This is a genomic window from uncultured Caballeronia sp. (assembly GCF_964243625.1).
Classification (GTDB): Bacteria; Pseudomonadota; Gammaproteobacteria; order Burkholderiales; family Burkholderiaceae; genus Caballeronia.
Genome location: NZ_CAXTGZ010000072.1, coordinates 3,398 through 16,868, shown reverse-complemented (window position 1 = coordinate 16,868; position 13,471 = coordinate 3,398). Strand labels below are relative to the sequence as shown.

Annotated in this window: 11 protein-coding genes; 7 read left to right on the top strand and 4 right to left on the bottom strand. The window is 62.1% G+C overall.

Going from position 1 to position 13,471, the window contains the following annotated elements; genetic code table 11:
- A partial coding sequence (locus tag ACFFAR_RS07335) for a DNA polymerase Y family protein (RefSeq protein WP_174365027.1) occupies positions 1-1,455 on the bottom strand: 1,455 nt, incomplete at its 3' end.
- Positions 1,385-2,092: a translesion DNA synthesis-associated protein ImuA gene (imuA, locus tag ACFFAR_RS07330; protein ID WP_174365028.1), complete on the bottom strand. Its 708-nt coding sequence runs from the start codon at positions 2,090-2,092 to the stop codon at positions 1,385-1,387. The genes ACFFAR_RS07335 and imuA, both read right to left, overlap by 71 nt.
- Before the next feature lie 261 nt (positions 2,093-2,353).
- Between imuA and ACFFAR_RS07325 the strand changes: the two genes are divergently transcribed.
- From ACFFAR_RS07325 to ACFFAR_RS07300, 6 genes are all read left to right on the top strand, one after another.
- Entirely contained in the window at positions 2,354-3,115 is a 762-nt protein-coding gene (locus tag ACFFAR_RS07325) for an enoyl-CoA hydratase/isomerase family protein (RefSeq protein WP_062001506.1), read from the top strand.
- Between the two features lie 47 nt (positions 3,116-3,162).
- Positions 3,163-4,224, top strand: a complete 1,062-nt coding sequence (locus tag ACFFAR_RS07320; protein ID WP_062002309.1) for an ABC transporter substrate-binding protein — start codon at positions 3,163-3,165, stop codon at positions 4,222-4,224.
- A gap of 10 nt (positions 4,225-4,234) precedes the next feature.
- Positions 4,235-5,296, top strand: coding sequence for an ABC transporter ATP-binding protein (locus tag ACFFAR_RS07315; protein ID WP_375507698.1), 1,062 nt, complete (start codon positions 4,235-4,237; stop codon positions 5,294-5,296).
- Between the two features lie 25 nt (positions 5,297-5,321).
- Positions 5,322-7,103 carry an ABC transporter permease subunit gene (locus tag ACFFAR_RS07310; protein WP_174362482.1) on the top strand — a complete coding sequence of 594 codons (1,782 nt, stop codon included), beginning with the start codon at positions 5,322-5,324 and terminating at the stop codon, positions 7,101-7,103.
- Between the two features lie 27 nt (positions 7,104-7,130).
- Positions 7,131-8,663 carry an AMP-binding protein gene (locus ACFFAR_RS07305; RefSeq protein WP_174362483.1) on the top strand — a complete coding sequence of 511 codons (1,533 nt, stop codon included), beginning with the start codon at positions 7,131-7,133 and terminating at the stop codon, positions 8,661-8,663.
- A gap of 111 nt (positions 8,664-8,774) precedes the next feature.
- The gene (locus tag ACFFAR_RS07300; protein ID WP_231941515.1) at positions 8,775-9,623 is read left to right on the top strand and encodes an IclR family transcriptional regulator; all 849 of its coding nucleotides are present in this window, start codon (positions 8,775-8,777) and stop codon (positions 9,621-9,623) included.
- Positions 9,624-9,694: 71 nt separating this feature from the next.
- On the opposite strand, the gene ACFFAR_RS07295 is transcribed toward ACFFAR_RS07300, so the two are convergent.
- On the bottom strand, positions 9,695-10,582 hold the full coding sequence (locus ACFFAR_RS07295) for an NAD-dependent epimerase/dehydratase family protein (protein ID WP_174362484.1): 888 nt from the start codon (positions 10,580-10,582) through the stop codon (positions 9,695-9,697).
- A gap of 100 nt (positions 10,583-10,682) precedes the next feature.
- On the opposite strand from ACFFAR_RS07295, the gene ACFFAR_RS07290 reads away from it, so the two are divergent.
- Positions 10,683-11,525: a helix-turn-helix domain-containing protein gene (locus tag ACFFAR_RS07290; protein WP_174362489.1), complete on the top strand. Its 843-nt coding sequence runs from the start codon at positions 10,683-10,685 to the stop codon at positions 11,523-11,525.
- A 50-nt stretch (positions 11,526-11,575) separates the two neighbouring features.
- Here the strand turns inward: ACFFAR_RS07290 and ACFFAR_RS07285 are convergent, their stop codons facing one another.
- The gene (locus ACFFAR_RS07285) at positions 11,576-12,952 is read right to left on the bottom strand and encodes a sigma 54-interacting transcriptional regulator (protein WP_174362485.1); all 1,377 of its coding nucleotides are present in this window, start codon (positions 12,950-12,952) and stop codon (positions 11,576-11,578) included.
- Positions 12,953-13,471 lie beyond the last annotated feature (519 nt).

The following is a 13,471-nucleotide window of genomic DNA, read 5'->3' as shown; positions in this document are numbered from 1 at the left end:
GTCGGCCTCCGCGCTGCCCGGCCGCTCACGATAAATCCAGTAGCAGCTTTGATCGTTCGCCTGCGCGACGAAATAATCGCGGCTGGTCAGGTTGTTATCGAACCATCCGGCTTCTATGCGTTCCGCCGGTGACACCGTTTTCAGCGGCGAGCCATAAAACGGCCGATGGTTTTTCATCATCAGCTGCAGCGGTTTTTCGAGCAGCCATGCGGGACGCGGCAAATCCGACGGCATGCCTTCGGGCTTGGCGGGAAGAGAGGTATCGGTGACGGAAATCCAGCGGTTCGCGCATTCCGGCCGATGATCCGACGACGGCGCCGCCCGCAGCACATTCTCGGCGCCAAGCCTTGCAACCAGCAATTCCAGCAGCCGGTTATGGTCCTCGGGCGAGCCGCCGGGTTCGGGGAAAAGCGTCTCGGTGGGCGGTTCGGCCGCCTGAATTTTTGCAGCGCTCAACCGCATGGCAATGACCGCCGCGACGAGTTCCGTGCGCCCGAGCCGCTCCTTGAACAGGCGCACGAGATGCTGTTCGTGCCAGGTCGGTTCGGCAAGCGCGATCTGGATGATCGTCGGGTCGATGGCGCTGCGCCCGCGCTCATGTTCCAGCGTGAGCGTGGCGTGCGTGAGCGCGAGTTGCTGCGTGCTCAGCCAGCCGCACATTTGCACGATCAGCCGGCGCGCGGAAAACAGCATGGCTTCCGCATTTTCGATGCGATCCGGCAACTCGATACGCGCACTGAACGCCGGCGGCACGGCCAGCCACTCGTACAACTCGGGCGCGATGCCGTAAGCGCGATCCAGTGAGTCGAGCAGCGCGACGCCGCAGCGTTTTTTCAGGCCGGCGCGCGGCAGGCGCCGGATGTCGTTCAGCGTCTTGCAGCCGAGCCCCGAAAACCAGTCGGCGAACGCGCGCACTTCCTGTACGGATTGAAACGGCAGCGCGCCGAGCTTACGTTCGAGCGACGCCATTTTCAGCACGCGCCGCCTGATGTGGGCACGGCCCGCGCTTTTGGCAAGCAGCCAGGCGCCCTGACCCGTCGGCGATGTACTCACGCGCGCACTGAGACCGATTGCATCGACGATATCCCGCATCTGCTGGCACAACTTCACGATACCGCCAAACAGCCGCAAGCTCGCCGTCACATCCACAACGATGGTTTCCTCGTCGCACAACGCGACCATGGGCGAGAACTTCATCAACGAAAAAGCGGCCTCGCGCATCACGTCCTGTTCCTTGACCAGGTCGCGCTCGAACATCAGCGTGTCGGGCGCCAACGTGAGCACGCCGCCGCGCTTCATGCCGAGGCACACGCCAGCCTCGCGAGCACCCGGGTCCGCGATCAGGACCTTGTCGTGGTCGAGGACGACGCAGCCGTGTTCAGGCCTACGCGACCAGCGTGGACGGAACACTTCCAGCGACAACCGCGGTAGATGGATGCCGACGTACACGGGCATGGGGGCTCAACAAAATGGGAGAAGGTTGCAGGGTGACGGACAGTCTTTCGGTGCGGATCGGGCCTTTGCGCTTGATGACATCGACAACAATGCCGCTGCCCGCCGGACGCACCGCCAGCCGCAACGTAGCCGGCGACGAATCCGGCGCGCACGCAAGCGGGCGCACCACCATGAACAGTGTTTCGGACGACTGCGCGGCCAGGTGCAGACGCCGCAGCGACTCGGTGCGCATATGTTGCTGCCAGAAAACGAGTGCGCCGCAACTGCCGGCCTTGAGAATTTGCTCGGCTGACCAGAGGGCATCGGCCATTTTTGCCGCACGCAACCGGAGCAGTTTGTCGAGCGGCACGCCCAGGTAGGCGAACGCAAGCGAGTTCGGAATATGGGGCGGCTGCACGAGCGCGATCGGGCGTTTGCTCACGGCGGCGAGCGCCGGGCGCAGCAGCCTGACTTCGCCCACGCCCGGCTGCTGCACCAGCAACTCGATCAGCGTGCCCAGCGGCCAGCCGCCGCCGGGCAATTCAGCGGAAAGCACGGCATAGCCCGTGTCGACCGTCTGTCCGTGCGAGCGGGCAAGCTGCGACCCGCGCCACAAGGCGATTCCCCCAAAACCGGGATGCGTGGTCGAGTCGATCAGGGCGTCGAGACGGCACGACGCCTTGCTGGACTGCGGGAGTTTCTCTGGATTGCCGAAGGCGGAGTTCACGGGGGACCTCTTGCTGAGTACTGTACAAATATACAGTAATTCTAGCGCAGGAATTCTCCACCCGGGAAATCAATAGGACAGTTCTTAAGCGCGTGTGTCACGCCGGCAGACAGGTGAAAACTCCTGCTTGCGCTCTGTTTTTGCTCAACGTATATTGAATGTCACCCAACAACTATTGCGATGCGATAAAAAATGACTGAAGACATTTTGGTATCCCGCCATGAACGTGTAGCGATCATCACGCTCAATCGTCCGGAAAAACTCAATGCGTGGACCACGCCGATGCGCAACGCGATCATCGACGCACTGGAACGCTTCGACGCTGACGACAATGTCACGGCGATCATCATGACGGGCGCAGGCAACCGCGCCTTTTCCGCCGGGCAGGATCTCTCGGAGGCCCATGACTTCGACGGCGAACGTGCGGTCGCCTGGGTCAAGGAATGGCAGCGTTACTACGCTGCGCTGCGCGGCCTCAAGAAGCCGCTGGTGATGGCGCTGAACGGCACGGCAGCGGGCTCGGCGTTCCAGGTGGCGCTGCTTGGCGACATCCGCGTCGGTCATCCGGGCGTGCGCATGGGCCAGCCGGAAATCAACGCGGGTATCGCGAGCACGACCGGTCCGTGGATCATGAACTCCATGCTCGGCATGTCGCGCACGATCGAACTGACGCTCACGGGCCGCCTGATGGACGCCGATGAATGCAAGCAGATCGGCCTGATTCACCACATCGTGGCCGAAGAAAAAGTACTGGAAAAAGCGCTCGAGATCGCGACCGACCTGGGCAACAAACCGCCGGTTGCAATGCGTCTGGATAAACAGCGATTCCGCGAAATGACCGAGCCGGGTTTTCAGGACTGCATAGAAGCGGGCGCTCGCATTCAGCGCGAAGCCTACGATTCGGGCGAACCCGCTCGCATGATGGAAGAGTTCTTCCGCAAGCGCGCGAAGTGAGCCGGTCGCGTTTCATCTACTGAACCATCGAGCGGGAGACCATGGCAATGACGCAACACTTCAACGAAAAGCGGCGCCGGCTGTTGCAGGGTGCAGGCGCACTTGCGCTCGCGGGTGCAATGCCGGTGCTGGTCCGCGCGGATGACAAGCAGATTGTCGTGTCGGACCCGGGCGGCCCTTATACGCTCGCGTATCGTCAGGCGTTCTACGATCCGTTCGAAAAAGCGACGGGCATCAAGGTGGTAAGCGTCGCACGCGAGTCGCAGCCGGTCGCGCAGTTCGAAGCGATGGTAAAGACGAAAAACTATGTGTGGGACGTGACCACACTCACGCTCTCCGCCGACATTCCATACCTCGAAGCGAAGGGCCTGATGGAGCCGATCGGCCTCAAGCCGTCGGACTTCCCGGATGTGATGCCCGAAGCGATCACGCCCAACTGGCTGGGCGTGGACGTGTATTCCACGGTGCTCGCGTACCGCACCGACAAATTCCAGGCGAACGGCCCGAAATCGTGGACAGACTTCTGGGACGTCAAGCGTTTTCCGGGCCGCCGCTGCCTGCGGCGCAGTCCGCTCGACACGCTGGAGCAAGCGTTGCTCGCCGACGGCGTGCCGCTCGACAAGCTCTATCCGCTCGACGTCGACCGCGCATTCAAGAGTCTCGACAAGATCAAACCGCATATTGCGATCTGGTGGACTTCGGGTGCGCAGTCCATGCAGGCAATCCAGAGTGGCGACGTCGACATGATTTCACTATGGAACGGCCGCGCGCAGTCCGCGATCGACGGCGGTGCGCCGGTCAGGATCGTCTGGAATCAGGGCCTTTATTCCATCGAAGGATGGGGTATTCCCAAAGGCACGCCGCGCGCCGAGATGGCGAAGCAGTTCGTGCGCTTCTGCGCGGACGCAAAGCGTCAGGCGCTCCTCACGCAGACACTTGCTTACGGACCCACCAACCGCAAATCGTTCGAAACCATCCCGCCGCAGCGCGTTCCCTTGTTACCGACTGCGCCGGACAACATCCGCGACATGAAGCTGCCAAGTCCGCAGTGGTGGCAGGAGAATCGCCAGAAGGTCACTGAACGCTTCAATTCGTGGATCATTTCGTAAAGGTGCAACGATGAGCGCAAAACTGGAAGCGATCGGGCTGACCAAGCGTTACGGCGATACCGTCGCGCTGGAGCCGACCAGCATGACCGTGCAGGCCGGCGAATTCCTGACGCTGCTCGGTCCTTCCGGGTCGGGCAAGACCACGCTGCTCCAGATGATTTCGGGGCTGGTCGCGCCCAGCGCCGGGCGCATCGAAATAGACGGACGCGATGTGACGCACGTCGAACCGGGCAAGCGCGGCATCGGCATGGTGTTCCAAAGCTATGCGCTGTTTCCGCACATGAGCGTGTGGGACAACGTCGCGTACGGCTTGCGAATGCGCCGCAAGTCGCGCGAGGACGTGCGCGAGGCAGTGGAAGGCGCGCTTGCAATGGTGCGCATGAGCGAATACAAAGGGCGGTTTCCAAAGGAGCTGTCCGGCGGGCAGCAGCAGCGCATCGCACTCGCGCGCTGCTTCGCCTACCGTCCGTCGGTGATCCTGCTCGACGAGCCGCTCGGCGCACTCGATAAAAAGCTGCGTGAGCACATGCAGGCGGAAATACGCCGTCTCCACAAGGAGCTCGGTGCGACCTTCGTCTATGTGACGCACGATCAGGACGAAGCACTCACGCTTTCGGACCGCATCTGCCTGATGAACGATGCGCGCATCGAGCAGATCGGCACACCCGCCGATTTGTACGATCGGCCCGCGACGCGCTTCGCGGCCGGTTTCATCGGCCATTCGAATCTGCTCGAAGGTGCGCTCGCGGACACGCCTGATGCAAGCGGCGAGCCCATCCTGCTCGTGGCCGGCGGCCGCATTCCGCTGCCGCGCACCGCGAAGCCCGGTCAAGCCGCACGCCATACCTTGCTGCTGCGGCCCGAGGCGCTGGAGTTCGTCGAGCCGAAGCGCGGTTTTGTCGATGGCCGTATCGACGACATTGTGTTCTTCGGCAGCGACACGCACGTGCAACTGTCGCTGCCCGATGGCAGCGAACTCACGGCGCGTTGCGCACGCACGCTCAGTCCGCGCATTGGAGACACGGTGGGCCTGACATGGGACCCATACCGCACCACGCTGCTTCATGCGTGACGCTTAGCGCCGCAAAGGAATTTTCATGACTCTCGCCATACGTGTGCCGCGTTCCACCGACACTGCGCGGCGGCGAAGCGCGTGGCTTGCCGCTTCGTTGCGCTTCGCACCGGTTGTGCCGACCTTGCTGTTCCTGCTGGTGTTCTTCATCTTGCCCGTGGGCGAGATCCTGCAGGGCGGCCTCGTCAACAGCGACGGCACGTACGGCTTCGGGCAGTTCGCCCGTATCGCCCGCACGCCTGTCTATGCCAAGGTGCTGTGGACCACATTCTCGATCTCACTGCTCACGGCGGCATTCTCGGTCGTGCTTGGATACCCAGTCGCCTATTTGCTGAGCCGCGTCTCGGACCGTGTGCGCGAGCGCTGGCTGCTGTGGATCATGCTGCCCTTCTGGACCAGCTATCTGGTCAAGACTTATGCGTGGATGCTGCTGCTGTCGAAGACCGGCGTTCTTTCCTCGATAGCACTTGCACTCGGTCTCGTTCATGAGACGACCGGCACGATTCCGTCGCTGACGGGCGTGCTGATTGGCATGGTGCATTCAATGCTGCCGCTGGCCGTCATGACGATGCTGCCAGTGATGCGCGGCATCGACGAGCGCCTTTCGCAGGCCGCCGAAACGCTCGGCGCCGAGCGCAGCACGAGCTTCTTCACGATGTTCCTGCCGCTCTCGTCACCGGGTGTGGCCGCGGCCGGGCTGCTCGTGTTTGTCTCCAGTCTCGGCTTTTTTATCGTGCCCGCGCTGCTCGGTTCGCCACGCGAGACGATGATCGCGCAACTGGTGATCTCGTCGGTACTCGAACTGTTCGACATGCATTTTGCCGGCGCGCTTTCGACGGTGCTGTTGATATGCTCGATTGCGATTTTCTTCCTGTATGACCGCATGCTCGGCCTGACGTCGCTGACGGGCGAAGTGCGCGAACGCCAGCGCACGTCACGCGCGCAAGGGCTCAAGCTCGCGCTGCTGATCTGGGTGGGACGTATCTGCGCGCCGCTCGCAAGGCGGCGCGAAACTTTCCGGCAAGGTGACGGTGTATGTCTCGTCAGTCCGCTCGGCCTCTTCACTATCGCGGTCATGATCGTGCTGGTCGTGCCGGTGCTGTCGGTGATTCCGTATGCGTTCACGCGCGGCGACTTTATCGCCTTTCCCCCGAAGCTTTTCAGTGTGCGCTGGTTCGGCACTTTCCTCTGGTCGCCGGTCTGGCAGAGCGCGGTGATCCGCTCGTTCGTGGTGGGGTTTGGAACAGCTGTGCTGTCGGTGGTGCTCGGATTCGGCGCGACCCTCGCGATGACGCGCATGCCGCAGCGCGCCGTCAAACCGGTTTTCGCGTTGATGGTCGCGCCGTTGATCGTGCCGCGCATCGTCGTTGCGGTCGGGCTCCTGTATTTGCTGAGCCGGTTCGGGCTGACGGGAACCAATACTGGCCTGATCATCGGCCATACGGTGCTGGCGATTCCATATGTGGTCGTGACGCTCGCGGCCGGTTTCCAGCGCTTCGACTGGCGTCTGGACGATGCGGCACGCGTCATGGGCGCGTCTTCATTCCAGCGAATCCGCACCGTGGTGCTGCCGCTTCTGATGGCGAGCGTGAGCGCCGCGTTCCTGTTCGCTTTCCTCGTGTCGTTCGATGATCTGACGATCGCCATCTTTGTGAGCGGTGGAATCAACACGACCCTGCCCAAGCAAATGTGGGACGACATTCAACTGGCGATCACGCCGACACTGGCTGCGGTTTCAACGACCCTTGTCGTACTGATTGCGCTGGTGATTTCCGTTTCTTCCTGGCTCAAGCGCCGCACGCGCTGACATTGCACAATCGACGACTTAAAAGACATGCATTGCTATTCCGATTATTTTCCACATCGTCATCCGCAAGACGAACTCGATTGCGTTGCGCTTCTGGCGGCGGGCCTCTTTGCAGACCCTGCGCGTATCTTCCTGCATTACGAAAACCGCACCATCCGCTGCGACGAAGCGGTGAGACATATCGGACAGCTGCAGGCATGGTTCAAGCACACCGGAATCGAACAGGGCGACCGCGTCGCGGTGATGCTTGGAAACAGCCCGGAGCACATCTATCTGATCTATGCGCTGATCCTGAGCGGGGTCGTATGGGTGCCGGTCAATACCCGGCTGCGGGGAACGGGCCTTGAGTATCTGCTTCAGCATGCCGAGCCGAAGCTCTTCGTATTCGATCAGGAATTCGATGCCGTCACCGCGCAGATCGATTGCGGCGAAGCGCGGCGCGAGCGCTTGCCGGATTTCGCTGCACACGCCGCGACTGCCACACTGCGCATGCCGGCCATCGGCGTGCACGATCCGCTTTGCATCATCTACACGTCCGGCACGACGGGTGCGCCGAAGGGCGTCCTGTTCACGCACAGGATGATGCGTATCGCCAGCGAAGCCGCGTTGAAGGTCGCCGACGTGCGCGCCGGCGACCGTCTTTTCATGTGGGAGCCGCTGTGCCATATCGGCGGCGCACAGATGCTGCTGCTGCCGTTTCTCGCGTCCGTCACGTTGCATGTGGTGCCGCGCTTCTCCGCCTCGCAGTTCTGGCTACAGGTGACACGCGCGGGCGCGACGCAGTTGCATTACCTGGGCGGCATACTCGACATCCTGATGCAGTTGCCCCGCGATGCACAGCCGCGCGATCATGCACTGCGCGTGGCATGGGGCGCGGGTGTCGGCGCCGCCGCGTGGCACGCCACAGAAGAGCGCCTGGGCGTCCGGCTGCGGGAATGCTACGGCATGACCGAATGCTCGAGCTTTGCGACGCTCAACGCAACGGGCAAAGCGGGTTCGATCGGAAAGGCGCTGCCGTGGTTCGACCTCGAACTTCTGGACGAGCAGGGCCACCCGGTTGCGAACGGCGAGCCCGGCGAAATCGTGCTGACAAGTAAAGTGGAGGGGGCGTTGTTGCCCGCGTATCTGAAGAACGACGAAGCAACCCGCGCCGCATTGCGTGACGGCAAGCTGCACACCGGCGACCACGCGCGGCGCGACGCGGACGGCGATCTGTTTTTCATTGGACGGCGAACCGACAGCATGCGGGTGCGCGGAGAGAACGTTTCGGCGTGGGAGATCGAGCGGGTGTTTGCCGGGCATCCGGCGGTCAAGGCGAGCGCCGCAATTGGCGTGGCGACATTGGTGGGGGAGCAGGACATCCTTCTGGATGTGCAGTTCAAGGACGCAGCCATAGACTGGGAAGCGCTCCATGCATGGGCTTCCGAGCGCCTCGCAAGCTTTCAGCTGCCGCGATATTACCGGGCTGTCGAGCAGTTCGAACTCACCGCGAGCGAACGGATCCGCAAGCATCTGCTTTCGCGGGACGTGGGTAACGCATGGGACAGGCTGCGCCGCTGAAGCTCTATCAGAGCGGAGCAAGGCGCAGTCAGCCAGTTATCTCATCCTGATACCTGTACAGCGACATGCGATAATGCGAGCCTGTGCCTGACCGATGCTGAGAACAAGAACGTGAGATCCGCCCCGCCCACCAGCCGCCGCAAGTCCAATGCGCCACTCGCCGTTTCCGGCGAGGAAAAGGCGAGCGATCCGACGGAGTCATCGCTCTTCGTGCAATCGGTTGAAAAGGCCATGCGCGTGCTGACCGCGTTCGACGGCAGCAAGCGGCAATTATCGCTTTCTGAGATCTCCGCACTCACCGGCTTCGACACAAGCGCCACGCAACGCTTCACGTTCACGCTGTCGGCGCTGGGCTATTTATTTAAGGACCCGGACAGCCGCAAGTACGAACTGTCGCCCAAGCTGCTCGATTTCACTTACCACTATCTGACCTCCAACGAACTGGTAAGCCGGGCCACGCCGTATCTTCAGCAACTCGGATCCGAGACGGAAGAGGCCACCAATCTGACCGTGCTCGACGACGTCGACATCGTGTTTGTGCTGCGGATTGTCAGTCGCAACGTGTTCAATGCGCACGTGATCACGGGCTCGCGGTTGCCGGCGTATTGCACGGCGCCCGGTCTCGCAATCCTTGCCACGCTGCCGGATGGAGAGGTCGACGATATCCTGGCGCGCACCAACCTTGTCCAGTACACCGCATCCACCGTGCATCAGCCGCGCAAGATCAAGGAGCGCCTTGTGCAGATCCGCAAGCAGGGCTATGCGCATACGGAAGACGAATATTTCGTCGCCGATATCTCGACTGCCGCGGCCATTACCAACGCGCATGGCCGAGGCATCGGCGCGGTGAACATTGCCGTCGCGCGCTCACGCTGGCACGCCGATCGCGACGAACAGCGCTTTGCGGACCTGGTGGTGTCGACTGCATCCGCTATTTCGGCCCGTCGGCGCGCGGACTGACCGTCTCGTCACGTTTTCACCCAGGGGCCTGCTTTAGGTTCCACGTCCCGAGGCCGCCGCGAACGCGCTGATCAGACGAACCGCGCTTGGTCCAGATCCTCGATAAGCGTCGGCCCCGTCGGAATCCAGCCCAATCGAGCTTGAGTGAGGGCGCTCGATGCCGGCATATCGAGGCCGACGAACATTCCCATCCATCCGAAATGTGCCGCTGCTTCCTCCGCGGTGATCGAAGCGACCGGCAGATTCAGGCCCCGGCCGAGGGATTCTGCGATAGCCCGGCTCGTGATGCCTTCTTCACCCACTGCGTGATAACGCTCGCCCTGATTGCCTGCCTCTACTGCGAGCCGGTAGAGACGTGCAACATCGGAAAGGTGACCGGCTGGCCAGCGGTTGAGGCCGTCGCCCACATAGGCCGAGACGCCTTTCTCGCGTGCAACTGCGACGAGCGGCGAAATCAGTCCCTGCTTGAATGGATTGTGGACCTGGGGAAGCCGCACGACGGACACATTGATGCCCGTCTCGAGAAGCGCATTCCCGGCTAGTTCCGACGCAATACGTGGATTGGGATGACTGGTATTGAAGACGTCTTCGAGCGCCGGTTCGCCGTGCTGACCGCTGCCCATTCCGGTTCCCGAGGTGATGACGAGGGGCCGGTCGGAGCCTGCGAGTGCGGAGCCAAGGGCGGCGATGGCGCGCTTGTCCTTTTCACAGTTTTCGGCGAATTTGGTGAAGTCGTGGTCGAACGCAGTATGGATGACCGCATCCGCTTGCGCTGCGCCGCTGTGCAGGCTTTCGGGGTTCTCCAGCGTGCCGCGATGCACCTCGGCGCCGGCGGCTTCGAGTGCGCGCGCTCCATCGTCCGAACGGGTCATGCCGATAACATGATGGCCTGCTTGAATGAGTTCCGGAACGAGAGCCGATCCGATGAATCCTGTCGCGCCCGTAAGAAAAATACGCATGGTTGTTGCCTCGCTGGATAGTAAGGAGCCTACTATCCGGCGATTTTCTATTCCTTTAAAGTAGTGAGATCATCATATTAAGATGACTAATAGGGTCCTCATGCCGATCAGCACGCCCAGTTCCTTAGGAGTCTTTCTACGCAACCGCCGAACGCGGCTGGACCCGGCCGCGTTCGGGTTTTCGGGACCCAGGCGCACGCCGGGGTTGCGCAGGGAAGAGGTTGCATTGCGGGCGCATATCAGCCCGACCTGGTACACGTGGCTGGAACAGGGACGTGGCGGCGCGCCATCGTCAGACGTATTGGACCGGATCGCCGGCGCGTTGATGCTGACGGAGCCGGAGCGCGAATATCTTTTCGTATTGGGGCTGGGACGGCCGCCGGAAGTCCGCTATACGTCTGTAGACGGTGTCAGTCCCCGGCTGCAGCGCCTGCTCGATTCGCTCGATGGAAGTCCCGCTCTGATCAAGACCGCTACCTGGGACGTCGTTGCGTGGAACCGTGCCGCGGCCATCGTGCTGACCGATTACGGCGCACTGCCGGCAGATCAGCGCAACATCCTGCGCTTCCTGTTTTGCAATCCCGCTATTCGCGCCAAGCAGCATGACTGGCAAAACATCGCCCGGTTTGTTGTCGGTGCGTTCAGGGCGGATGCCGCGCGGGCGGGTGCCGTGTCGGAGGTCAATGAACTCGTGGACGAGCTTTGCAGGGCCAGTCCGGAGTTCGAAGTCCTGTGGCGGGAGAACGAGGTGCACGGTCACGGAGACGGAACGAAGGAACTGATGCACCCGGAGCTCGGCACTATTGAACTGGAATACTCATCGTTTTCAGTCGATGGCCGGCCGGATCTCGGATTGATCGTCTACACACCGGTCGATGCCGCGATCGCGGACCGCATCAGGAAGATGTCCGCGGCTGCGCGGCTTGTCGAGAGCACGACCTGATTCTTGCACCGGGTCTCGATGGCATCGTCGAAGCGACGCCCTTCGGTGCATCATCGTTTCCGGATAACGTTTTCCTCTCCCTTGTAAGACTCCGGGTCGAGTTCATGTTTTTTCAGTTTGTCGTAGAGCGTGTTCCGGGCGAGGCCGAGCAGTTCACTGGCTGCCGCCGTCCTTCCCGCGCACAGCCTCAACGCGTCTTCTATCAAGCGCCGCTCCAGCGCCGCGACCTGTTCGCTCAACGTACGATTTGGCCGTAGCGTGGTGGCCATAGGTGCATGGCTCTGTTTTAGCAAGCCCAGCACGAAGCGCTCAGCCACATTCTTCAATTCTCGCACGTTGCCTGGCCACGGACGCTGCATCAACTCGAGTTCCTGCGCCGAACTCACCTCGGGCACATCCCGCTGGTGCCGAGCCGCCGCTTCAAGAAGGAAGTGATTGAAGAGCAAGGGGATGTCCTCTGGACGGTCTCTTAGCGGAGGGATTTCGAGAAAGGCGACGCCAAGCCGGTAGTACAGATCCGCCCTGAACTCGCCATGCTCGGAAAGCTCCAGCAGATCCACTTTCGTCGCGGCGACGACCCTGCAATTCATCGGGATCATCTCGTTCGACCCGAGGCGTTCGAACTGGTGTTCCTGGAGCGTGCGCAACAACTTGGCTTGCTGCCCGAACGGCATGCCCTCGATCTCATCGAGAAACAAGGTGCCGTGTCCCGCATATTCGATCTTCCCCAACCGTCTCTTCGATGCCCCCGTGTAAGCGCCGGCTTCGTGTCCGAACACTTCGCTCTCGAACAGCGACTCGGGAACCCCTGCGCAATTGAGGGCCGAGAAGTGGTGCTTGCGGCGCTGACTGTGGTCATGCAGGCAGCGCGCGACCAGTTCCTTGCCCGTGCCCGTTTCCCCGAGGACGATGACGTTCGCGTCGGCGTCCCCCAATGACAGCACCAATTCACGGAGCTGCCTGATGGCGGGGGAGCGGCCGATGATGGTCGACTCGATCGATTCGCGGGCCGCCAGCGTCGCTCTCAACGCCTGCACTTCGAGCGTGAGCCGGCGCTTCTCCAGCGCACGCCGGACAGCCTCGGCGAGCCGGTCGGACGAGAACGGCTTTTCGATGAAGTCGTAGGCGCCGTCGCGCATGGCATCGACGGCCATGGAAATATCGCCGTGACCCGAAATCAGGATCACGGGCACTCTCGGCGCCATTGCGACGGCTTGCTGCAGGAGCTGCACGCCATCCATGCCCGAGAGCTTGACGTCCGTCACCACGATGCCGGCAAAGTCATCGGTCAGATAAGTCAGTGCGGGCTCGGCCGCATCGAATTCGGAAACCCGGATACCTTCGAGGCGCAGCGCCTGAGCCGCACCCAGACGCACGGCGGGGTCATCTTCGATCAGGATGACGGTAAGCGCGTCTGAATTGTTCATGGTCTAGGCCGCCTTGAGTGACACGATGAACTCGGCGCCCGGCGCGCAGCCGCGCGCTGCGATCGAACCGCCAAACTCCTGCACGATACCGAGTGAAATGGTCAGGCCCAGCCCGAGTCCCGCACCCTGGCGTTTGGTCGAGAAGAACGGCTCATAGAGGCGCGCCTGGACTTCGGGCGTGATGCCGGTCCCGGTATCGCGGACACTGATGAGTACGTGTTCACGGTTCCTGTCGACCGCGATGGTCAACACCTTCTGCTGGTCTGCACCCTCCGCGGTTTCCATTGCATCGATTGCGTTCGACATCAGGTTGATCAGGACCTGCTCAAGACGATTTGCGTCGCAAATGGCAAGGGTATCGGCGTTGCCCATCCGGCGCACCATGACCCCGTCCTGTCTGATCCTTTGCTCGAGCAGGAAGAGCGCGTCGTTCACCACCGAGCCCACCGCGACCGGCTCGGCGCCGGCTGGCGACTTGCGCGCGAACTTGCGAAGCTGGCCGGTGATTTTCGCCATCCG

Bases quoted from the DNA above. Each gene is read 5' to 3' on its own strand.
- ACFFAR_RS07325 (WP_062001506.1), top strand. From the start codon at position 2,354: ATGACTGAAGACATTTTGGTATCCCGCCATGAACGTGTAGCGATCATC.
- ACFFAR_RS07320 (WP_062002309.1), top strand. From the start codon at position 3,163: ATGACGCAACACTTCAACGAAAAGCGGCGCCGGCTGTTGCAGGGTGCA.
- ACFFAR_RS07315 (WP_375507698.1), top strand. From the start codon at position 4,235: ATGAGCGCAAAACTGGAAGCGATCGGGCTGACCAAGCGTTACGGCGAT.
- ACFFAR_RS07310 (WP_174362482.1), top strand. From the start codon at position 5,322: ATGACTCTCGCCATACGTGTGCCGCGTTCCACCGACACTGCGCGGCGG.
- ACFFAR_RS07305 (WP_174362483.1), top strand. From the start codon at position 7,131: ATGCATTGCTATTCCGATTATTTTCCACATCGTCATCCGCAAGACGAA.
- ACFFAR_RS07295 (WP_174362484.1), bottom strand. From the start codon at position 10,582: ATGCGTATTTTTCTTACGGGCGCGACAGGATTCATCGGATCGGCTCTC.
- ACFFAR_RS07290 (WP_174362489.1), top strand. From the start codon at position 10,683: ATGCCGATCAGCACGCCCAGTTCCTTAGGAGTCTTTCTACGCAACCGC.
- ACFFAR_RS07285 (WP_174362485.1), bottom strand. From the start codon at position 12,952: ATGAACAATTCAGACGCGCTTACCGTCATCCTGATCGAAGATGACCCC.